Annotated in this window: 19 protein-coding genes; 14 read left to right on the top strand and 5 right to left on the bottom strand. The window is 54.0% G+C overall.

Annotated features, from left to right (window positions below; translation table 11 throughout):
- Window positions 1–115: 115 nt before the first annotated feature.
- A complete protein-coding gene (locus tag ACQZQY_RS12200; RefSeq protein ID WP_431295678.1) occupies window positions 116–424 on the bottom strand; it encodes a hypothetical protein in 309 nt (102 codons plus the stop codon).
- 215 nt (window positions 425–639) lie between these two features.
- On the opposite strand from ACQZQY_RS12200, the gene ACQZQY_RS12195 reads away from it, so the two are divergent.
- The 8 genes from ACQZQY_RS12195 (at window position 640) to yejF (ending at window position 10,902) form a co-directional block, all read left to right on the top strand.
- On the top strand, window positions 640–1,623 hold the full coding sequence (locus ACQZQY_RS12195) for a CobW family GTP-binding protein (RefSeq protein WP_136375148.1): 984 nt from the start codon (window positions 640–642) through the stop codon (window positions 1,621–1,623).
- Between the two features lie 51 nt (window positions 1,624–1,674).
- Window positions 1,675–2,388: a phosphatase PAP2 family protein gene (locus ACQZQY_RS12190; RefSeq protein ID WP_122095783.1), complete on the top strand. Its 714-nt coding sequence runs from the start codon at window positions 1,675–1,677 to the stop codon at window positions 2,386–2,388.
- Window positions 2,389–2,816: 428 nt separating this feature from the next.
- Window positions 2,817–3,392: a bifunctional murein DD-endopeptidase/murein LD-carboxypeptidase gene (gene mepS / locus ACQZQY_RS12185; protein WP_056778505.1), complete on the top strand. Its 576-nt coding sequence runs from the start codon at window positions 2,817–2,819 to the stop codon at window positions 3,390–3,392.
- A 239-nt stretch (window positions 3,393–3,631) separates the two neighbouring features.
- Window positions 3,632–5,140, top strand: a complete 1,509-nt coding sequence (locus tag ACQZQY_RS12180) for a cyclic di-GMP phosphodiesterase (protein ID WP_431295677.1) — start codon at window positions 3,632–3,634, stop codon at window positions 5,138–5,140.
- A gap of 196 nt (window positions 5,141–5,336) precedes the next feature.
- Window positions 5,337–7,142 (top strand): extracellular solute-binding protein, encoded by a 1,806-nt coding sequence (locus tag ACQZQY_RS12175; protein WP_056778501.1) that lies wholly within the window; start codon window positions 5,337–5,339, stop codon window positions 7,140–7,142.
- A 10-nt stretch (window positions 7,143–7,152) separates the two neighbouring features.
- Window positions 7,153–8,247, top strand: a complete 1,095-nt coding sequence (gene yejB, locus ACQZQY_RS12170; RefSeq protein WP_390974834.1) for a microcin C ABC transporter permease YejB — start codon at window positions 7,153–7,155, stop codon at window positions 8,245–8,247.
- Window positions 8,247–9,287 (top strand): ABC transporter permease, encoded by a 1,041-nt coding sequence (locus tag ACQZQY_RS12165; RefSeq protein WP_136375151.1) that lies wholly within the window; start codon window positions 8,247–8,249, stop codon window positions 9,285–9,287. The genes yejB and ACQZQY_RS12165 overlap by 1 nt, the downstream gene beginning before the upstream one ends.
- Window position 9,288: 1 nt before the next feature.
- A complete protein-coding gene (gene yejF, locus ACQZQY_RS12160; RefSeq protein ID WP_431295676.1) occupies window positions 9,289–10,902 on the top strand; it encodes a microcin C ABC transporter ATP-binding protein YejF in 1,614 nt (537 codons plus the stop codon).
- 65 nt (window positions 10,903–10,967) lie between these two features.
- Here the strand turns inward: yejF and ACQZQY_RS12155 are convergent, their stop codons facing one another.
- A complete protein-coding gene (locus ACQZQY_RS12155) occupies window positions 10,968–11,312 on the bottom strand; it encodes a YejG family protein (protein WP_056778487.1) in 345 nt (114 codons plus the stop codon).
- Between the two features lie 646 nt (window positions 11,313–11,958).
- Here ACQZQY_RS12155 and ACQZQY_RS12150 point away from each other — a divergent pair.
- The 3 genes from ACQZQY_RS12150 to ACQZQY_RS12140 are packed head-to-tail and all read left to right on the top strand — an operon-like array spanning window position 11,959 to window position 15,631.
- Window positions 11,959–12,576 carry a sorbitol dehydrogenase family protein gene (locus tag ACQZQY_RS12150; protein WP_183846333.1) on the top strand — a complete coding sequence of 206 codons (618 nt, stop codon included), beginning with the start codon at window positions 11,959–11,961 and terminating at the stop codon, window positions 12,574–12,576.
- Window positions 12,576–14,231 (top strand): GMC family oxidoreductase, encoded by a 1,656-nt coding sequence (locus tag ACQZQY_RS12145; protein ID WP_414071382.1) that lies wholly within the window; start codon window positions 12,576–12,578, stop codon window positions 14,229–14,231. The genes ACQZQY_RS12150 and ACQZQY_RS12145 overlap by 1 nt, the downstream gene beginning before the upstream one ends.
- Complete coding sequence (locus ACQZQY_RS12140) at window positions 14,228–15,631, top strand: cytochrome c (protein ID WP_056778479.1); 1,404 nt, start codon at window positions 14,228–14,230, stop codon at window positions 15,629–15,631. The genes ACQZQY_RS12145 and ACQZQY_RS12140 overlap by 4 nt, the downstream gene beginning before the upstream one ends.
- Before the next feature lie 63 nt (window positions 15,632–15,694).
- On the opposite strand, the gene ACQZQY_RS12135 is transcribed toward ACQZQY_RS12140, so the two are convergent.
- Both ACQZQY_RS12135 and idnO read right to left on the bottom strand, forming a co-directional pair.
- A complete protein-coding gene (locus ACQZQY_RS12135) occupies window positions 15,695–16,450 on the bottom strand; it encodes an SDR family oxidoreductase (RefSeq protein ID WP_136374936.1) in 756 nt (251 codons plus the stop codon).
- An 11-nt stretch (window positions 16,451–16,461) separates the two neighbouring features.
- Window positions 16,462–17,226, bottom strand: a complete 765-nt coding sequence (gene idnO / locus ACQZQY_RS12130; protein ID WP_056778472.1) for a gluconate 5-dehydrogenase — start codon at window positions 17,224–17,226, stop codon at window positions 16,462–16,464.
- 206 nt (window positions 17,227–17,432) lie between these two features.
- Between idnO and ACQZQY_RS12125 the strand changes: the two genes are divergently transcribed.
- From ACQZQY_RS12125 to ACQZQY_RS12115, 3 genes are all read left to right on the top strand, one after another.
- Entirely contained in the window at window positions 17,433–18,416 is a 984-nt protein-coding gene (locus ACQZQY_RS12125; protein ID WP_056778469.1) for a LacI family DNA-binding transcriptional regulator, read from the top strand.
- A 184-nt stretch (window positions 18,417–18,600) separates the two neighbouring features.
- Window positions 18,601–19,956: an MFS transporter gene (locus tag ACQZQY_RS12120; protein WP_136375806.1), complete on the top strand. Its 1,356-nt coding sequence runs from the start codon at window positions 18,601–18,603 to the stop codon at window positions 19,954–19,956.
- 177 nt (window positions 19,957–20,133) lie between these two features.
- A complete protein-coding gene (locus tag ACQZQY_RS12115) occupies window positions 20,134–20,481 on the top strand; it encodes a hypothetical protein (RefSeq protein WP_056778461.1) in 348 nt (115 codons plus the stop codon).
- A gap of 96 nt (window positions 20,482–20,577) precedes the next feature.
- Here the strand turns inward: ACQZQY_RS12115 and ACQZQY_RS12110 are convergent, their stop codons facing one another.
- The gene (locus tag ACQZQY_RS12110) at window positions 20,578–21,720 is read right to left on the bottom strand and encodes a Bcr/CflA family multidrug efflux MFS transporter (RefSeq protein WP_238485263.1); all 1,143 of its coding nucleotides are present in this window, start codon (window positions 21,718–21,720) and stop codon (window positions 20,578–20,580) included.
- Window positions 21,721–21,735 lie beyond the last annotated feature (15 nt).

Below are 21,735 nucleotides of genomic sequence, written 5' to 3'. Positions count from 1 at the left end.
CTGACGGCCCGATCAAAATTGGGCCTGCCAGTTTTCAGGGTGTCCGGCCAGAACGGTGTGATAAACCGGCGGCTCAGGACGTTGCGCAGCGGAATTATTAAGTAAAACTTAACTTTCAGTTATAGGTCACCGTCATGAGGGTCAGACGGGGATCATTTTTAATGTGCTCAGTGCTCACATGGCCCAGAGACAGCGGCAACGTATAGGCCTGGGGTTGGGTCGCATCCAGAGTGCGGACCTGACTGACGGTCTTCCCGCCACGGTCACATTTGCTGGTAACCTTTTGATAACCGGTCGTAAAACTGCATCCGCCATCGACAATGGCACCGTAAAAGTAAATCTTGCCGGTACTTCCGGCGCTGGCAAACTGCATCATCCCTGAGGCTAACAATCCCAAAAACAGTGTCCATCTGATGCTGTTCATGGTCATACCCTCATCTGTAAATTGGTTTTTTTAATCATTGCGTAACTTCAATTTAACATTAATACATCTAACCGATTTCGCACTACGCAAACGAAAATATCGGAGGAAAAGCCATCAGAATTACGCGGTACTGAACAATAATCGGCACAATGCTGGATTTTCTTTAACGCCCATTGCACATTGTCCGGTGAATTTTTTTACAGAGGGATGCAGTCATGACCAAAACTAACCTGATTACCGGCTTTCTCGGCAGCGGTAAAACCACCACGCTGCGCCATTTACTGGCTCAAAAACCCGAAGGTGAAAAATGGGCGGTGCTGGTGAATGAGTTCGGTGAGATTGGCATCGATGGCGCGTTGCTCGCTGACAGCGGTGCCGTGCTGAAAGAAATTCCCGGCGGATGTATGTGTTGTGTGAACGGTTTGCCGATGCAGGTGGGATTAAACATGTTATTGCAGCAGGCGAAACCTGATCGCCTGTTGATCGAACCGACCGGTCTTGGGCATCCGAAGCAAATCCTGTCCCTGCTCACCTCTGAGGTTTACAACAACTGGATCACGCTTAACGCCACGTTATGCCTGATGGATCCCCGTCAGCTGAGCGATCAGCGGGTGATCGATAATGAAAACTTCCGCGACCAGCTGGCAGCCGCCGACGTGATCGTCGCGAATAAAGCCGATGTGGCGCAGGCGCAGGATAAACAGGCGCTGGAAACGTGGTTCGCCACTCATGGCGGCGGGCGTCAGCTGGTGGTTGCGTCGCAGGGCGCCATCGACCCTGCCCTGCTGGATTTGCCGCGTCTGAATCAGGTCACACTGCCGGAAGGTAAACATCATCATGCTCATGCCCCGCAACGCGGGCTGGCAGCGCTGAGCCTGCCGGGTAGCCAGCGCTGGCGCCGGGCGCTCAATCAGGCCGACGGCTACACCAGCTGTGGCTGGATATTTGATGGCGAAACACAATTTGATACCGCGGGCATACTCGACTGGGCGCGTCAGGCACCGGTAGATCGCGTGAAAGGCATCATGCGCATAAAGGAAGGAACGCTGCTGATAAACCGTCAGGGAGACGACCTGCATATTGAAACCAAACCGGCGGCGCCGTTAGACAGCAGAATTGAGCTTATTACACGAGATGTTGCGCAATGGAATGAACTACAATCACTCTTGTTGAAGGTTCGTTTAGGTTGTAAGGATTAAGTTAACGCTGACTAATTTATTCATTACCCTGCTAAGTATAGGTTAACATTTATGTGGCGCCGAAATATCCCCGCAATCCTGATACTCAACGTATTAGGCGTTGCACTGTTTTTATCCTTTTATCTGCCGGCAAATCATGGTTTCTGGTTCCCGATTGATAAGTCGATTTTCTTCTTCTTCAATCAGCACCTGGCAACAGACCATTGGTTCCTGCATCTGGTGGCGGTAACCAATAACCGCGCCTTTGATGTTATTTCGCTGCTGGCGATGGGTGCCCTGTACCTGTGCTTCTTCCTGAAAGAGGATACCCGGGGGCGCCGCCGCCTGGTGATCATCGGGTTCGTGATGCTGCTGACCGCCGTGGTACTTAACCAGCTGGGTCATTTGCTGCCGGTGAGCCATAAAAGCCCGTCGCTGAGTTTCCCGGATGTTAACCGTGTGAGTAAACTGACCGGCATTCCGACCAAAGATGCCTCTGCGGACAGCTTCCCCGGTGACCACGGCATGATGCTGATCATTTTCTCCTGCTTTATGCTGCGCTATCTGAGCAAGGGCGCTTTCGCTGTTGCCGTGCTGATCACCGTTATCTTCTCGTTGCCACGCGTGATGATTGGTGCGCACTGGTTTACCGATATTGCCGTCGGTTCGATGTCCGTCGTGCTGGTAGGGGCCAGCTGGTGGCTGATGACGCCTGCCAGTGACATGTTGATTAACTGGCTGGAAAGAAAATTACCCGGTAATAAAATGCTTAGCAAAAACCCGTGATGCATTGATGCATATCATTTAATTATGGCTCGCCAGAAACTGAACGGCAGGCGGGCCATTTTTTAAGACAAATCCCAGATATACTTAGCTGAAAAAGGCCGGTGCAACCCGCTTGTGATGCGGTTTTAATCCAAATTAGCATAAAAATAACCCATCCTTTTTTACATCTTTACTTACATCGGCTTACATCACAATTTCTTATAAAAAATCTCATAATACCTCTCGCAATCCCCTATTCATTACGGTAATCTCCAATTCGCCTGCACAGAAATGTGGCAAAAACACCGGGTTTCAAGATAAAAACGTGCTCTGACGCACATTTTATCATTCCAGTGTTTGTCCCGACTGTGCGCGGCGGGTAGTCTCGCTTCGTTTGGCAATTTTAATAACGATTACATCGTTAAGGACAGCAAGGGATAACAACAATAATGGTCAAGTCTCAACCTTTTCTGAGATATATCACGCGGATAATTCCCGCGATTGGCGCAGCAATTATTCTCACTGCGTGTAGTGGTACACATTCTTCGAACACAGAAAACGCGCAAACTGATATGCGTGCAGTAAATGACAAAGACGGTCTTCTACTGCAAGCCTCTCAGGATGAATTCGAAGCAATGGTTCGCAGCGTCAACGTAAAATCCAAAATTATGGATCAGTATGCTGACTGGAAAGGCGTTCGTTATCGGTTAGGTGGTGACAGCAAGCGTGGTATCGATTGCTCAGCTTTCGTCCAGGTAACATTCCGCGAACAATTTGGTATGGATTTACCTCGTTCTACCTATGAACAGGAAGAGAAAGGCAAGAAAATCCAGCGCACGAAACTGCGTCCGGGTGATCTGGTTCTGTTCCGCGCAGGTTCGACAGGCCGTCACGTCGGTATTTATTTAGGTAACGATCAGTTTGTACATGCATCAACCAGCAATGGTGTGATGATTTCCAATCTGAAAGAGACTTACTGGAATACACGTTATCGTGAAGCAAGACGCGTTTTGGCTAACGGTTAACCGTTACCCCATGATTTAGCTCTTGTTGTTCTATGCCAAGCGAATAAAAAAACGTCATCTCCGGATGGCGTTTTTTTATGTCTGGAATAACCGGTAATAAAAAGCTGCTGTTTTTTTGGCTACGTTATACTTTGATTTCATCAGTCAAAAAAAGGGCTTCTCATATGGGGTTAAAAGCGGCGCTTACGCACAGCGTATTACCCAAACGCCGTTATTTGAAAAAAAGTCTTTTTTTCTCCGTGATATTTTTTATCTTATTTACCCTCATCACATTAAGCGTCATTAAAGCCAATAACTCCCTCGAACAAAATGAGATTGCCAAAAGAACTGGGCAATTCAGCAACCGCTATTTTCATCAGCTCACCGATACCATGCGCCGGGTGGGTTTACTGACGACCGAAAGCTGCGCGTCCGTTGCCAGCGAAATTAACCGGGATGCCGCTTTCAGTATCGGTGTGCGCGATTTCCAGCTGGTGCGCGACGGCATGGTGTATTGTTCGTCAGCCTCGGGAAACCAGCACGTTCCGGCCAATTCCACGCTGCATGGCATTGATTTCACCAAACCGATGGCCGTCAGCCTGCAAATGGGCACGCCTGCGGTGCCGAACCGTCCGGTGATCATTGTCTGGCAGCGTAATCCGGGGTCATTTGATGACGGGGTGATCGCCACGCTGGAACTGACGCTGTCGCCTTATATGCTTTTTGCCCAGCCTGGTTCGGGTTATCGCGGATTTGCCCTGCTGGTCGGCGATGTCGCGCTGGTGTCCTCCCAGGAGGGGCTGATACCGGTCAGCAAGCTGCCGACAAGCCATTTTACGCAAATACAGGGGGGCGATTATCCTTTTACTATCCGCCTCTACTCCCCTTCCCTGACCGGCGACAACATCCGCTTTACGCTGCTCGGCGGTCTGCTGCTGAGCATACTGGTGTACGTGCTGATTTATCACAGCCTGCTTATCCGCCATAACGTCGAAAGAGAAATCCTGCGCGGGCTGAAAAACAAAGAATTCTTCGTTGAATATCAGCCGGTGGTGGAAGCCCGCAGCATGAAAGTCACCGGAGTCGAGGCTCTGCTGCGCTGGCAGCATCCGATCGAAGGCCGCATTCCTCCTGACATGTTCATCAGCTATGCGGAAACTCAGGGGCTTATTGTCCCGCTGACCCAACATATGATGATGCTGGTCGCCGCTGATGCCCACGAACTGGCGCGCGCGTTTGCGGATAAAGCCAAGCTGAGCATCAATATTTCCCCGCACCACATGAATAAAGTCAGTTTTCATGATGACGTTTTAAACTTCATTGAGGCTCTGCCGGAAAATGCATTTCAGGTTGTGTTTGAAATCACTGAGCGGGGAATGATTGATACCGAAGGGGCGATGCGCGAGTTCAACTGGCTGCGCCGCCATAAGATTGAAATCGCCATTGATGATTTCGGCACCGGCCACAGCGCCCTGATCTATCTGGAAAAATTCACCCTCGACTACCTTAAAATCGACCGGGGTTTTGTCATGTCGATTGATCAAAAGACCCTGATTGCACCGGTGCTTGATACCGTGCTCAGGCTGACTGAGGAACTGAAACTCAAAACGGTGGCCGAAGGCGTGGAAACCCACCAGCAGGCTGAGTATCTGAGAAACCACGGCGTGACCTATTTGCAGGGTTTTTTGTACAGCAAACCGCTGAGTGTCACCGCGCTTCTGGCGTTTACCCGTGACTTCAATGAAAAAGAGGCCTGTTATCACATCTGAACCGCCACCGGTGGCGGTCTGCCGCATTATTTTTCTTTTAGGCGTCTGTCGCTGAATATGATAAAAAGGCCGAAATCAGGGAAAGTGCCAAAAACTGGCGCGTTACAAGGCCTTAGCCATTCATTGATCATCACTGAACGACAGCCCGCGCGTAAGCCGCATCTTGCTGTTGTCATCACAGGAGTGCAGATTCAGGATGTTATCTCGCGTTTTTGCCGCAGCGTTATGCCTGCTGAGCCTCGGTGCTCAGGCTGAAGTTATTCAGGACAGTTATGCGTTCGCGATTCTGGGCGAACCCAAATACGTGTCCAACTTCAGCAGTTTTGATTACGTCAATTCCGCTGCACCTAAGGGTGGACAAATCACGCTCGCCGCCATCGGCACCTACGATAACTTCAACCGTTTCGCCTCACGCGGCAACCCGGCCATACGCAGCGGCTCTCTCTATGACAGCCTGTTCACCACCTCCAGCGATGAAATCGGCAGCTATTACCCGCTGATTGCCGACTCCGCCCGCTACGACAGCGAGTACCGCTGGGTCGAAGTGGATATCAATCCGCGCGCCCGTTTTAACGACAACACGCCGATCACCGCCAGCGACGTCGCCTTCTCTTTTACGAAATTCATGACCGAGGGCGTGCCGCAGTTCCGCGTGGTGTATAAAGGCGTCGAGGTGAAAGCCATTTCGCGTCTGACCGTGCGCATCGTACTGCCAAAGCCGGATAAAGACATGATGCTCGGCCTGCTCGGTTTACCAATCCTGCCGCAGGCATTCTGGGAAAAACACAAATTCAACCAGCCGCTGAACACCCCGCCGCTGGGCAGCGGGCCTTACCGCATCAGCGATTACAAACTCGGGCAGTACATCACTTATTCCCGCGTGCCGGACTACTGGGCGGCCAATTTGCCGGTCAACCGTGGCCGCTATAATTTCGACACCATCCGCTACGACTATTACCTCGACGACAATGTGGCGCTGGAAGCCTTTAAATCCGGCGCGTTTGATTTCCGCATGGAAAGCTCGCCGAAAAACTGGGCTACGCAATATCAGGGCGGTAATTTCAGCAAAAACTTTATCGTCAAAGCCGATGAGGAAAATCAGGCGGCACAGGATACGCGCTGGCTGGCGTTCAACATTCATCGCCCGCAATTTGCTGACCGCAAGGTGCGCGAAGCGATCACGCTCGCTTTCGATTTTGACTGGATGAACAAGGCACTCTATTTCGGTGCCTATCAGCGGGTGGACAGTTATTTTCAAAATACCGAATACGCCGCCAAAGATTATCCGAACTCGGCTGAACTGGCCTGGCTCGGGCCGCTGAAAAATAAAGTGCCCGCAGAAGTCTTTACCACCTTGTATCAGCCGCCGCGTTCTGACGGCAGCGGCAATGACCGCACCAACCTGCTCAAAGCCACCGCGCTGCTTAAAGAGGCGGGCTGGGAAGTGAAAAATCAGGTGCTGGTCAACAGCAAAACCGGCAAGCCGTTGACGTTTGAGTTACTGCTGCCGGCTGGCGGCAACGCGCAATACGTCTTGCCCTTCCAGCATAATTTACAGCGGCTGGGCATTCAGATGTCGATCCGTGAAGTGGATAACTCGCAGTTCGTGCGCCGTATGCGCCAGCGTGATTACGACATGCTGCCGACCGTTTATCCCGCCACCTCGTACCCGAGCAGCGATCTGCAACTTTACTGGAATACCCGGTTCCTGGATTCGACCTACAACAAGTCTGGCGTCAGCGATCCGGCAATCGACAAACTGACCGATGAAATCGCCGCCAACCAGGGCAAACCCGAGGCATTGCTGTCGCTGGGCCATGCGCTGGACCGCGTACTCACCTGGAATATGCTGATGATCCCGATGTGGTACACCCATCACGAGCGTTATGCGTACTGGGATAAATTCTCAATGCCAGCCATCACCCCGTCCAACGGAATGGAGCTCGATACCTGGTGGTATGACGTTAACCGCGCAGCCCGTTTACCTGCGCAACGCCGCTGAGGAGCCTGCTGTGGCCGCCTATCTGTTAAGACGACTACTCCTGATGATCCCGACGCTGTGGGCGATCATTACCATCAACTTCTTCATCGTGCAGATTGCGCCCGGTGGCCCGGTTGATCAGGCGATTGCCGCCATTGAGATGGGGCATTCCGGCGGGCTTCCCGGTGCAGGCGGAGATACCGGTAACGGCAAAGCCTCGCCGGGCGTCGCGCAGTTTGGCGAAGGCCAGTACCGTGGCGCGCGCGGGCTGGATCCTGAAGTCATCGCTGAAATCACCCGGCGCTTCGGTTTTGATAAACCGCTGCATGTGCGCTACTTCGAGATGCTTGCAAATTACGTGCGCTTTGATTTCGGCGACAGCCTGTTCCGTGGCTCTTCGGTCATGGGGCTGGTGAAAGGCGCGCTGCCGGTCTCCGTCAGCATTGGCTTATGGAGCACGCTGATTATCTATATGGTGTCGATTCCTCTGGGTATTCGTAAAGCGGTGCGTAACGGCACGAAGTTCGATAACTGGAGCAGTTCACTGATTATTATCGGTTACGCCGTTCCCTCGTTCCTGTTTGCCATTCTGCTGATTGTGCTGTTCACCGGCGGCAGCTACCTCGACTGGTTCCCGCTGCGAGGTCTGACCTCGCCGAATTTCGATACCCTGCCCTGGTACGGCAAAGTCACCGATTACCTGTGGCATATCACGCTGCCGGTGGTGGCGACGGTGATTGGCGGATTTGCCACCCTGACCATGCTGACCAAAAACTCCTTTATGGATGAAGTCGGTAAACAGTATGTGGTGACCGCCCGCGCCAAAGGGCTGAACGAGAAGCAGATCCTGTACCGCCATGTGTTTCGCAACGCGATGCTGCTGGTGATCGCCGGTTTTCCGGCCATTTTCATCACCATGTTCTTCACCAGTTCCCTGATGATTGAAGTGATTTTCTCATTGCAGGGGTTAGGGCTGCTGGGCTATGACGCCATCGTCCAGCGCGATTTCCCGGTGATGTTCGGCACGCTTTATATTTTCACACTGATCGGCCTGCTGCTGAACATCATCAGCGATCTGACCTACACGCTGGTTGACCCGCGTATCGACTTTGAGGGCCGCCACTGATGCCACGTCATTTAAGCACGGTGAACCAGGCGCGCTGGGCGCGTTTTCGTCAGAACCGCCGCGGTTTCTGGTCATTGTGGATTTTCCTGGTGGTGTTCACGCTGGCCCTGCTTTCTGACGTACTGGCCAACGACAAACCGCTGCTGGCGCGCTATCAGGGGAACTGGTACGTGCCTTTCATGATTAACTACAGCGAAACCACCTTTGGCGGCGAACTGGAAACACCGACCGATTATCAGGATCCGTTCGTGCTTAAACAGCTCGACGATCACGGCTGGGTGCTCTGGGCACCGATCCGCAGCAGTTTTAAGTCGATTAATTTTGCCACTACACAGCCCTTCCCTTCCCCGCCCTCGGCAGAAAACTGGCTGGGCACAGACAGCAACGGGCACGATGTGCTGGCGCAAATTCTTTACGGCCTGCGGATTTCACTGTTCTTCGGCATTTTTCTGACTGCGCTGACCTCCGTCATCGGAGTCATGGCCGGCGCCGTACAAGGCTATTACGGCGGCATGATTGACTTGCTCGGCCAGCGTTTTATCGAGGTGTGGTCAGGCATGCCCACGCTCTATCTGATCATCATTCTGGCAAGCGTGGTGCAGCCAAGTTTCTGGTGGCTGCTGTTGATCAGTATTCTCTTCGGCTGGATGGCGCTGGTCAGCGTGGTGCGCGCGGAATTCCTGCGCACCCGAAATTTTGACTACATTCGTGCGGCGCAGGCAATGGGCGTCAGCGACCGGTCCATTATGCTGCGGCATATGCTGCCGAATGCGATGGTCGCCACCCTCACCTATTTGCCCTTTATTTTGTGCGGGTCGATAACGTCTCTGACCTCACTGGATTTCCTCGGTTTTGGCCTGCCGCTCGGTTCGCCCTCTCTTGGCACGTTACTGATGGAAGGCAAAAACAACTTACAGGCCCCGTGGCTGGGCATCAGCGCCTTCGTGGTGCTGGCCTCGTTGCTGTCTCTGCTGATTTTCATTGGTGAAGCGGTACGCGACGCCTTTAATCCGTCCGCACAACATCATGAGGCGCGCTGAGATGACAGACACTCCTCTTTTACACATTAAAAATCTCAGCGTGGCCTTTCGTCAGGCCGGTGAGGCGCGTGAAGTAGTGAGCGATGTGTCGCTGACTCTCCGCGCCGGAGAAACGCTGGCGCTGGTGGGCGAATCAGGCTCCGGCAAAAGTGTCACGGCGCTGTCAGTGCTGCGCCTGTTGCCCTCGCCGCCGGTGATGTATCCGCAGGGCGACATTCTGTTTGCCGGAAAATCCTTACTGCATGCGGATGAAAGTACGCTGCGAAGTATTCGCGGCAACCAGATTTCGATGATCTTTCAGGAACCGATGGTGTCGCTCAACCCGCTGCACACCCTTGAAAAACAGCTCGCCGAAGTGCTGATGTTGCATCGCGGGTTGCGCGGCGAAGCAGCACGCAACGAGATCGTCCGTTGTCTTGACCGGGTGGGTATCCGCCAGGCCGCTTCGCGCCTGAAAGATTTCCCGCACCAGCTTTCCGGCGGTGAACGCCAGCGGGTGATGATTGCGATGGCGGTGCTGACCCGGCCAAAACTGCTGATTGCCGATGAACCGACTACCGCGCTGGACGTGTCGGTACAGGCGCAGATTTTATCGCTGCTCGATGAGCTTAAGCAGGAAATGGGCATGGCAATGCTGTTTATTACCCACAATCTGCGCATCGTGCGCCGCCTGGCAGATAACGTCGCGGTGATGCAGCGTGGCCGCGTGGTGGAGCAGCAACCGCGTGCCAGCCTGTTCAGCCAGCCGCATCACCCGTACACGCGCCAGCTTTTGCAGGCCGAGCCACAGGGCCGCCCGCAGCCGCTGACGGGCGAGCCGCCGGTTCTGCTGGAGGTGAAAAATCTTGCGGTCGGATTTCCGGTCAAACGCGGTCTGCTGCGCCGCACAGTGAGCATCAAACATGCCGTGAATCAGGTCAGTTTCCGGCTTCGTCGCGGGGAAAGTCTCGGCGTGGTGGGCGAATCCGGTTCAGGGAAAAGCACCACCGGGCTGGCGCTGCTGCGCCTGCTGAAGTCACAAGGTGAAATCTGGTTCGACGGGCAGCCGCTGCATACTTTTTCACGTCAGCAAATGCTGCCCTTTCGCAGCCGGATCCAGGTGGTGTTTCAGGATCCCTTTTCGGCGCTGAACCCGCGTTTTACCGTCGGGCAAATCATTGCCGAAGGCCTGCTGGTACACCGGAAAGTGAGCGCCGGAGAGCGTGAAAAAGAGGTGATCCGCGCCATGGAAGACGTGGGGCTGGATCCGCAATCCCGTCACCGTTACCCGACTGAATTCTCCGGGGGCCAGCGTCAGCGCATTGCCATCGCCCGCGCGCTGATTTTACAGCCGGAAATGCTGATTCTGGATGAGCCTACGTCGTCGCTGGATAAATCGGTGCAGGCGCAGATCCTGGCGATCCTCAGCGAGCTGCAACAGCGTCGCGGCCTGACCTATCTGTTCATCAGCCATGATTTGCACGTCGTGCGCGCACTCTGTCACCAGCTGATGGTGTTACAGAATGGGGAAGTCGTGGAACAGGGAGATTGTGAGCAGATTTTCAACGCACCGCAGCAGGCTTATACGCGGGAGTTGCTGGCCGCATCGGATGCGTTTGATACGCCGGTGGTGTGAAGCGGTTACGCCTGGAATAGCGAACGGGCGGGACGACGCGCCTGACAGGGGAACACGTCAGGCGGTCAGAACGGATAGAGTGCGGTAATCGATTCGGCGATGGCCGCGCCAATATTTTTCAGGCAACAGAGCGTGGCGCTTTCATCTTCGCGATGCACGAACAGACAAGGCTCACCGTCGATTTCAACGATCGCGGCTTTCACCTGAATATCTTCCAGCGCATTAGTCAGCTGGTGCATCACCTGCCAGGCAAACTCACCTTCATGACTGAGCAATTTCAGGCCAATCAGATTGTTATCTTCATCGTTGCCAGGCAGCGGAATCGGTTCAACTTTGATACCGGCAAAACCTGACATCCAGCGATAACTTTGCGGCAAACGGTGTACTACCGAAAGTTGGATATTATTCACGGGATTCCCCAGATAATGATTTATACACTTCATCTGCAAATGCGTAACATCTATACCAGTTATAGACGACAGACGCCGCTTTGCCCAATTAATGCTCAAATCATTAACATTAAATTAACGTAATCAAAAGCCAGCCAGCTGACAGTAGCCTTGTTTTGTCTGCTCCCGACGTTTGTGGGAGCCAGATCTCATTTTGGCTTCTTTGTAACCTTTTTCGCTTTATTTAACAACCATTTTAAGCATTGGTGGCTACTTTTTAACTTCTATTTGTTTACATAAAATTTACATATGGTGTGAGTGCTTAAAAATAAGCGGCAGATTAACTTATTATTTATCAGTCAGATAAAGGTTATTCGCAGTAAAAAAATGTGTGAGGCTGTCAGCTATTTCATTGTGAAATGAACCATCTGGTTACAGCTTTCAGCGCGGCGCATAATACGTTAAATTCGTGATCTAATGTTAATAAATCCGCACAATTTGTTTGCACAAAACCCCTATTATTGGCTTATCATCCGCATCGTTATTACTGATATCGCCTGTCAGGATGAAAGCCTCCCGCCTTAACCTTCTGATAAATATCACTAAAAGTCATTTTATTACGCATTCCTGAGTCATTTGGCTCACACCCAACCCAGCGAGAAATGAGATGGAAAACGATCCTTCAATCATGGAAAGCAATGTCACTGCCAATGGAACCGGTTTCAGTCGTCGTCAACTGCTGAAAGGTTTAACCTCCGCAATGGTTGCCAGCACCCTGCTCGGCTTTCCGTTCCTGAGCCTGGCTGAAAAAGAGACGGCCACCGCGTCGCCGGTTATTTTCGGTCAGTTCTACCTGATCTCTCAGGCCATCACAGAACATAAAAATATCAGCGAAGGTGCTTCCGCGCAGATTTTCAACGCGTTCCACCGCTCGCATCCTGATTTCGCCGCGCAGGTCACTCAGCTACATGCGCTGGTCAAACCGGGGCAATCCGCCAAAGCCTTGCAGGAAGCCGCCCGCCAGCAAGGCCTGGGTGATCTGGTGACGCTGATCGTCACCGCCTGGTACACCGGCACAGTCGGTCATGGTACCGATTCCATTTTAATATCGTATAAAGATGCACTGATGTATCGCCCGGTAAGCGACGGCCTGATCGTGCCGACTTACTGCGGTAACGGTCCGCTGTACTTCACCGCTGCGCCGCCTGACGCCGCGATGCCTGAATCCATGAACGCCGACCGTTTTACCAACATTTCTGAATCTGCTGATGTGAGCAAAGCCTGATGAAAAAACCCGAATTTACCGCAGACGGCGATGCGTCTGCTGATGTGATCGTTGTCGGTTCCGGCGTCGTGGGCGGCATGATTGCCGATCAACTGGTCAGCCAGGGCTATTCCGTACTGGTGCTGGAAGCCGGTCTGCGTATTGAACGTGCGCAGGCCGTGGAGAACTGGCGCAATATGCCGTTCGATAACCGTGCCGGTTCTGATTTCCAGGGACTTTACCCGCAGTCAGAAAACGCCCCCGCGCCGCTCTATTTCCCGGAAAATAACTATGTCCATCTGACCGGCCCGAGCGCGGGCAGCTTCAAGCAAGGCTATCTGCGCACCGTCGGCGGCACCACCTGGCACTGGGCAGCGTCCTGCTGGCGTCACGTTCCTAACGATTTCAAAATGAAAACGTTATACGGCGTGGGTCGTGACTGGCCGATTTCCTATGATGAACTCGAACCTTATTACTGCCGCGCAGAAGAAGAAATTGGCGTAGCAGGCCCGAATGACCCGGCGTTGCAGTCCCCTTCCGAGCGCAGCAAACCCTATCCGATGGAGCAGGTGCCTTACGGTTACGGCGACACCCGTTTCGCTGAAATCGTGAACCCGCACGGTTACCGTTCGGTGCCGATCCCGCAGGGCCGCAGCACCCGTCCGTGGAACGGTCGCCCGACCTGTTGCGGTAACAACAACTGCCAGCCCATCTGCCCGATCGGTGCCATGTATAACGGTATTGCCCACGTGGAACGCGCCGAAAACAAAGGTGCCGTGGTACTGGCCGAAGCGGTGGTCTACAAAATCGACACCGATGAAAACAACAATGTGACCGCCGTTCACTGGCTGGACAGCGACAAAAAATCGCATAAAGCCACCGGTAAAGTGTTCGCACTGGCCTGTAACGGTATCGAAACCCCGCGTCTGCTGCTGATGGCGGCTAACGAAAAGAACCCGAACGGGATTGCCAACTCGTCCGATCACGTTGGCCGTAACATGATGGATCACTCCGGTTTCCACTGTACGTTTATCGCCAAAGAACCCCTGTGGATTGGCCGTGGTCCGGCGCAGAGCAGCTGCCTGGTCGGCCCCCGCGATGGCGATTTCCGCAAAGAGTATTCTGCCAACAAAATGATCCTCAACAATATCAGCCGCGTGATCCCGGCGACGTCAAAAGCGTTGCAGATGGGGCTGGTGGGGAAAGAGCTGGATGAAGAGATCCGCCGCCGTTCCATCTTTGGCGTGGATTTGTCCATCAGCCTGGAACCGCTGCCGGATCCGAATAACCGCCTGACCCTGAGCACCACCCGTAAAGATCCGCACGGTCTGCCGTGCCCGGACATTCATTACGACGTTGGCGATTACGTGCGTAAAGGTGCCGAAGCCGCCCACAAGCAGCTGGAACACATCGGTTCCCTGTTTATGGCGGAAGAATTCAACATCACCACCAGCCTGAACGCCAACAACCACATCATGGGCGGCACCATCATGGGCAGCGATCCGAAGGATTCCGTGGTCAACGGTGAATGCCGTGCGCATGACCACGCTAACCTGTGGTTGCCGGGCGGCGGTGCGATCCCGTCTTCCAGCGTGGTGAACAGTACGCTGACCATGGCCGCACTGGGCCTGAAAGCGGCGGATGACATGGCGAAAAAACTGGCAGGTGCAGCATGAAAAAAATCCTTGTTGCCTGCCTGTTAAGTGCTTCGTTTTGCGGGTTCGCTGCGGCACAGGACAATCAGGCGGAGCTTATCCGTCAGGGTCAGGAAGTGGCGACCGCCGCTGACTGTCAGGCCTGTCATACCGCGCCGGAAGGCGGTAAGCCGTTTGCCGGTGGCTATGAAATCCACTCGCCGATGGGCACGATTTATACCACCAACATCACACCGTCGAAGCAGTTTGGTATCGGTAATTACACCGAAGAACAGTTTACCCGCGCGGTGCGTGCAGGCGTTCGTCCGGATGGGGCAAACCTGTATCCGGCCATGCCTTACACCTCTTACAGCCATATGAGCGATGCCGACATGCACGCGCTGTATGTCTACTTCCTGCAAGGGGTGAAGCCGGTCGAGCAACCGAATACTGAAACCGCCCTGCCGTTCCCGTTCAACATGCGTATTGCGATGGCGGGCTGGAACATGATGTATCTCGACAGCACGCCGTTTAAGCCGGATCCGTCGAAAAGCGAGCAATGGAACCGCGGCGCGTATCTGGTCAACGGTGCCGGTCACTGTGATACCTGCCACACGCCACGTAACCTGATGATGGGTTCAGTGACCGATAAACCGCTGGCGGGCGGCATGGTCGGCCCTTGGTATGCACCGAACATCAGTTCTGATCCGGTCAGCGGTATCGGCAACTGGTCGCAGGCTCAGCTGGTGGAATACCTGAAAACCGGCCGTACCGCCGGGAAAAATCAGGCGGCAGGCGGCATGGCAGAAGCGGTGCAAAACAGCCTGCAATACATGTCTGACACGGATCTGAACGCGATTGCCTTCTACCTGAAAAACAGCACACCGGTGCGCGACCCGCGGGATACGCAGGCAGCGGATACTTTCGGTAAGCCGGTAAACGTGGAAGAAGGCCTGCGCGGCGCGCATCCGTATAACGCGAACAAAACCATCGATAACGGTGCGGCCTTGTTCAGCGGTTATTGCGCCAGCTGTCATCAGCCGGACGGCTCCGGCAGCAAGAATCAGGCGTACCCGTCGCTGTTTAACAACACAGCTACCGGTCTGGGCAACGCGTCAAACCTGATTTCCGCCATTCTGTACGGCGTGGATCGCCAGGTCGGTGACCATCATGTGCTGATGCCGAAATTTGGCGTGGGTTCGTATGTCGGTCAGCTCGACGATCAGCAGATTGCCGATATCTCCAACTATGTGCTGAAGAACTACGGCAACGCGGGCGTGCAGGTTAACGCGCAGGATGTCGCGGTGTTACGCGCCGGCGGGCCGGTCACATTGCTGGCAAAACTCCAGCCGTTCATGGCGCCGGCGATGGTGGCAGGCGTGGTGATTCTGCTGGTGCTGATTTTCTGGCTCGGACGCAAACGCAAAGCGAAAGCGGCGTAATTCGTTCAATGCAATGCAAAACGGCCCTGCTTAAGGGCCGTTTTTTTATGTCAGAAACTCAGCTTAACCTCTGCCCACCAGCGGCATCGCGCTCGCCATGACGGTCATGGTCAGCACGTTAGTATCGAGCGGCAAACCGGCCATAAATGCCACCGCCTCACCGACACGTTCCACCGGGATCACCGGTTCTTCGGCGATATGCCCGTCGGCCTGCATTCTGCCCGCCAGCGCTTTATTGCCCATATCCGTCGCCGCATTGCCGACATCAATCTGCCCGCAGGCAATATTGAATGCGCGCCCATCCAGCGCGGTGGATTTGGTCAGACCGGTAATGGCGTGTTTGCTGGCGGTGTACGGCGCAGAATTCGGGCGCGGCGACTGCGCCGAAATCGAGCCATTATTGATGATGCGCCCGCCCTGCGGCGATTGCTGTTTCATCAGTTTTACCGCCGCCTGCGTACATAAAAATACGCCGGTCAGATTGGTGTTGATCACCGACAGCCAGTCTTCCACCGGCAGTTCGTCGATGGGCACATCCTTCACATTGTTACCGGCGTTATTGAACAGCACATCCAGCCGGCCGAAGGTTTCCTGAATATCCTGAAACAGCGCAGCGACCGACTGCGGGCTGGTAACATCCAGTTGCCGCGCCACCGCCTGCCCCGCTGCAAATAACTTCACCGCCTGATCCAGTTTTTCTTTATTGCGCCCGGCCAGGATCACGGTAAAACCGATCGCTTCCAGCGCCTTCGCGGCACTCAGGCCAATGCCGCTCCCGCCGCCGGTGACTAAAGCAATTTTCGCGTTTTCTGTGCTCATCTCGCTTCCTTCTACACCGCGGCCAGCATGCCGCCATCAATGAATAAAAGATGCCCGTTGACGAAATCTGAGGCCCGGGATGACAGATAAACTGCGCCGCCGACCAGCTCTTCCGGGTTACCCCAGCGCGCTGCCGGTGTGCGTTTACACAGCCAGTCGGAGAACTCTTTGTTATCCACCAGCGCCTGCGTCATGTCGGTTTTGAAATAGCCCGGTGCGATGCCGTTCACCTGAATATTGTAGCGCGCCAGCTCAACACACATGCCGCGGGTCAGCATTTTCACCGCGCCCTTGGACGCGGCGTAAGGCGTGATGGTGTCGCGGCCCAGCTCGCTTTGCATCGAACCGATATTGATAATTTTGCCGCGCTCGCGCGGGATCATGTAACGCGCTACCGCCTGCGACACCAAAAACACAGATTTCTGATTCACGGCGATCACGTCGTCCCAGTCTTTTTCCGGAAACTCGGTGAATTTGTGACGGCGCTGGATCCCGGCGTTATTGATCAGCACATCAATCGGTCCGATGGTGCTTTCAATATGGTCAATCCCCTGATTCACCGCCTGACTGCTGGTGACATCAAACGCAACGGCATGAGCGATAAAACCTTCCGCCCGCAGGGCTTCCGCCGCCTTTTGCGTGGAAGCCTGTTGCGTACCGTTGACGATAATTTCAGCGCCGTGCTGCGCCAGCCCTTTCGCCAGCAGGAAACCCAGACCGCGCGTGGATCCGGTGACCAGTATCTTTTTGTTATCCAGTGAGAAGAGATTTGTCATAGCATTGGCCTTATGGAGGAAGCGGTTCGAAGCGTTAGCCACACTACAACGTTTTAGGCGCGGGCAAACTGTGATGCAGATCACTTTGAAGGATGTTAAAAAACGCTGTTACCCTTCGTGTGATCATCATCATTTTGATAACAATTCACGGCGCTTTCTGTTTCAATAATCAGGACTATTTGCAGGCACAACCAGGAACATTCCGCATGAGAAATCAGCGCGTGACACTACAGGATATCGCCCAACTGGCAGATGTGACCAAGATGACGGTAAGTCGTTTTCTGCGCACGCCGGAAAAGGTGTCTCCTGAAACCCGCGAGCGCATCACCAGGGTGATGGAGGAAGTGGGATATCCGCTGGAAGAGGCGCGGGGACCGGCCAAAGCGCCGCGCATCGGCATTCTTGTGCCGTCGTTTAATAATCAGATCTTCTCCGATTTGCTGGCCGGTATTGAATCGGTGACCTCGGCACAGGGCTACCAGACGCTGGTGGTCAATTATGATTACAGCAAAGAGCGCGAAGAAGAGCACATCATCAACCTGCTGGGTTATCAGCTGGCGGGGCTTATCCTGACGGATTCCGTCCATACGCTGAAAGCCGATAAGTACCTGAATGCGGCGGATATTCCCGTGGCGCAGGTGATGGATCTGGATGATACCCATGGCCGGATCGCCGTAGGGTTTGACAATCAGCAGGCCGGCTACGACATGGCCACCACGCTGCTCGCCAGCGGCAAACAGCATGTGGTCTATTTCGGCTCGATGTCTGATGCCCGCGATCAGAAACGTTATCAGGGATATTGCCGCGCCATGAATGAACGCGGGCTGACGCCGGTGCATATCACGCCAAATAAAGTCTCGTCGGTGTCTATTGGCGCAGGCATGCTGGCAATGGCGCGCCAGCTGGATCCGCAAACCAATGCAATCTTATGCACCAATGACGATATTGCGGTCGGCGTGTTACAGGAATGCCTGAAATTAGGCATCCGCGTACCGCAGGACATGGCGATTTCCGGTTTCCACGGGCTGGATATCGGGCTGGCCACCACGCCGCTGCTGGCCAGTGTCATCACGCCGCGCTTTGAAATGGGCAAAGTGGTGTCTGAAATATTACTCAAAAAAATCAATAATCTGCCTACCATTGAGCGGGTCGATTTGCACTACCGCATCTCGCTTGGCGGCACCATTTAACCGGGTATTTCCTCTTCTTTTGCCCTGTCACCCTTCGTTTATCCACGCCTGAAATAAGGCGTGGGATCACGTAAGAAGTAACACCTTTTCTTAACATAATTCAACGTGACTCATGTCACGAAATACTTTCCTCAAAATGCTTTTATTAGGGCATCGCCTGATACCCCTACACAGAGGAAAGAATATGAATAATAAGATTCCTAAGGCCCGCTGGTTACGCGTCATCGCTCCCATCCTTATCGCCTGTATTATTTCTTTCATGGACAGGGTTAATATCAGTTTCGCCATGCCCGGCGGAATGGACGCTGAATTAGGCATTACCGCATCAATGGCCGGTCTGGCCGCCGGTATATTCTTTATCGGGTATTTATTCCTGCAGGTTCCCGGCGGCAGCCTGGCGGTTCACGGCAGCGGACGTAAGTTTATCGCCTGCTCGCTGATTGCCTGGGCGGTGATCTCCATCCTGACCGGCTTTATTACCAATCAATATCAGTTGCTGTTCCTGCGCTTTGCGCTGGGTGTGGCCGAAGGCGGGATGCTGCCGGTGGTGCTGACCATGGTCAGCAACTGGTTCCCGGATAAAGAACGTGGCCGCGCCAATGCGTACGTGCTGATGTTCGCGCCGCTGGGCGGGATGATCACCGCGCCGCTGTCCGGCCTGATTCTGGATACACTCGACTGGCGCTGGTTGTTCATCATTGAAGGGGCATTGTCTTTCGTGGTGATGATTTTCTGGTGGTTCACTATCAGCGACCGTCCGGAAGAAGCCAAATGGCTGTCAGAGCGTGAACGCGACTATCTGGTCACCGAGCTGAACCGCGAACGCGACGCCCTGCGGGCGCTGGCGCCGGTGAACAATGCGCCGCTCAAAGAGGTGTTCCGCAACGGTTCTATCGTCAAACTGATCATCATTAACTTCTTCTATCAGACGGGCATCTACGGTTACACCCTGTGGCTGCCGACTATCCTGAAAAACCTCACCGGCGGCGACATGAGCTCGGTGGGTATGCTGGCGATTATCCCTTACGTGGGCACCATGCTGGGGATCCTGGCGATGTCGGTGATGTCCGATAAAACCGGCAAACGCCGGATGTTTATCGCCCTGCCGCTATGTGGTTTCGCGGCCTGTCTGGCGGCGTCGGTGGCGTTTGGTCATAACATCATGGCGGCCTACGGTTTCCTGGTCGGTGCCGGTTTCTTCCTGCAAGCCGCCACCAGCGCCTTCTGGACCATTCCGGGCAAAGTGACCACGCCGGAAGTGGCAGGCAGCGCGCGCGGTGTGATTAACGGTCTGGGGAATTTAGGGGGCTTCTGCGGGCCGTATCTGGTCGGCGTACTGGTCAGCCTGTACGGTCAGAGCACCGCGATTTACGCGCTGGTGGCGTCGTTACTGATTGCCGCAGCGGTCACCACGTTACTGCCGAAAGAGTGCGACATGGCGCTTATCCCCGGCGCGAAAGCCAAAGCGATGGCGGATGAATATGCCCGGATGCGGATAAGCCGCAAGACGAAAAGCATAAATACGCCCATTGCCGGTTGATCATTACGTCGCCCTGATGCAGGGGTAATTCGTATAAATGATAATGATTATTCAGGTAAGCATTATTATTGGTGAAGTAAAGTCAAATTTTTAGACTTTATATAATACGCGTTTAAATTTTGTACTAATCACTGATCGTAAGTCCTTCGCAGTTAACTTTACGCTCTGGAGATAAACATGACTTTAACGCTAAAAACATCACACCCTGAATTAGACAGTGCATTGAAAAGCATAGATAAAGACAACATAACGACCCCGGCAGAATTCATGGCTATCCGTGATTCTGCCGATCAGGCGCTGACAGTGGTAAAGAATGAGCCCACGCTGGAGGCAGTCAAAGTCTTCCAGAAAGAGATGGATGAAGCCGTGCAGTCCATGCAGAAAGTCGCGCTTGCTGCGCGTAAAAATAAAATCACGCCCGAAGAAAGAGATGCGCTGATCGCCGGTGTCGAGGCACAGGTGGCATATGTGGTACTGGGGTATAAATCCAGTATTGAGCGGCTTAATACCTTTAATCAAAAGTAAGCTGACTTACTGATATTGAACGGCAGAAAAAGAAAAAGGCTGGCTAAATAATACTATTTAGCCAGCCTTTATTTTTGATCGCATCTGCAACGGCTCTTATGATGCTTTTTGAGGCTGCGGGCGGCTCGCGTACAGGTACAGCAAAGTGGCGGCAATCACGCAAAACGCCATTGAACCGACCATCGGCCAGGCACTTTTCGCGGTAAACAGCGACAGAATGGAACCAATCGCCGCACCGGTGCCGAAACGAATCGTCCCGGCCAGAGAGGCCGCGGTACCGGCCATGTGCGGAAAGTCATCCATGATCACCGCCATGGCGTTAGACGTCACCATGGCAATCACGCCGACATACCCCGCCACACCCATCACCATCGCCCAGAACGGCAGACCGAGCAGGCAAACCACGACCAGCCAGATACCCATCGCCAGCTGCACAAACAGGCCGAAACGGAACATTTTGACGGCACCTGCGCGGCGAACGTTACGGCTGTTGATAAGCGTCAGGATCACCAGCGCCACAATATTGAGCGCAAAGTAAAAGCCGAAATTCTGCGGTGAAACTCCGTTCAGCTCGATATAGACAAACGGACCGGCGCTGAGAAAAGAGAACATCCCGGCGAAGGAGAAACCACTCGCCAGCATATAACTGAGCACGCGTTTATGACGGAACAGTGAGACAAAGTTGCCCACGCTGGTGCGTAAATGGAATTTTTGTCTTCGCTCTTTGGGTAATGTTTCTTTGATGTACACCGCGACCAGCGTCGCTGCGATCAGTGCCGCAATGGCCATCGCCCAGAATATCGCGTGCCAGCTGAACAGCACCATCAGCACCCCGCCCAGCATCGGAGCAAGCAGCGGCGCGACGGTCATCACCAGCACCACGAAAGACATCATCCGCGAGAACTCGTCTTTGGTGAACATATCGCGCATCAGGGCGTTGATCACCACGCTGGCCGCGGCGGCGGCTAAGCCGTGCAGGAAACGCATCCAGACCAGTTGCTCGACCGACTGCGCCATCGCACAGGCACCGGCCGCCACCGCAAAGATCATCACGCCCCAGAAGATCACCGGTTTACGCCCGAGGCTGTCTGCCATCGGCCCGTAAAACAGCTGCCCTATCGCAAAACCCAGCACATACGCGCTGAGGGTCATTTGCACACTGCCCGCCGGAACACCATATTCCTGCGCAATCACGGGCATACTTGGCAGATACATATCGATAGCCAATGGCATCAGCATCGATATCAATCCCAG

It is taken from the genome of Rahnella sp. PAMC25559 (assembly GCF_050632365.1).
GTDB lineage: Bacteria > Pseudomonadota > Gammaproteobacteria > Enterobacterales > Enterobacteriaceae > Rahnella > Rahnella rivi.
Note: the sequence above shows the minus strand (reverse complement) of the source record. Positions and strands in the feature narration are given on the sequence as shown.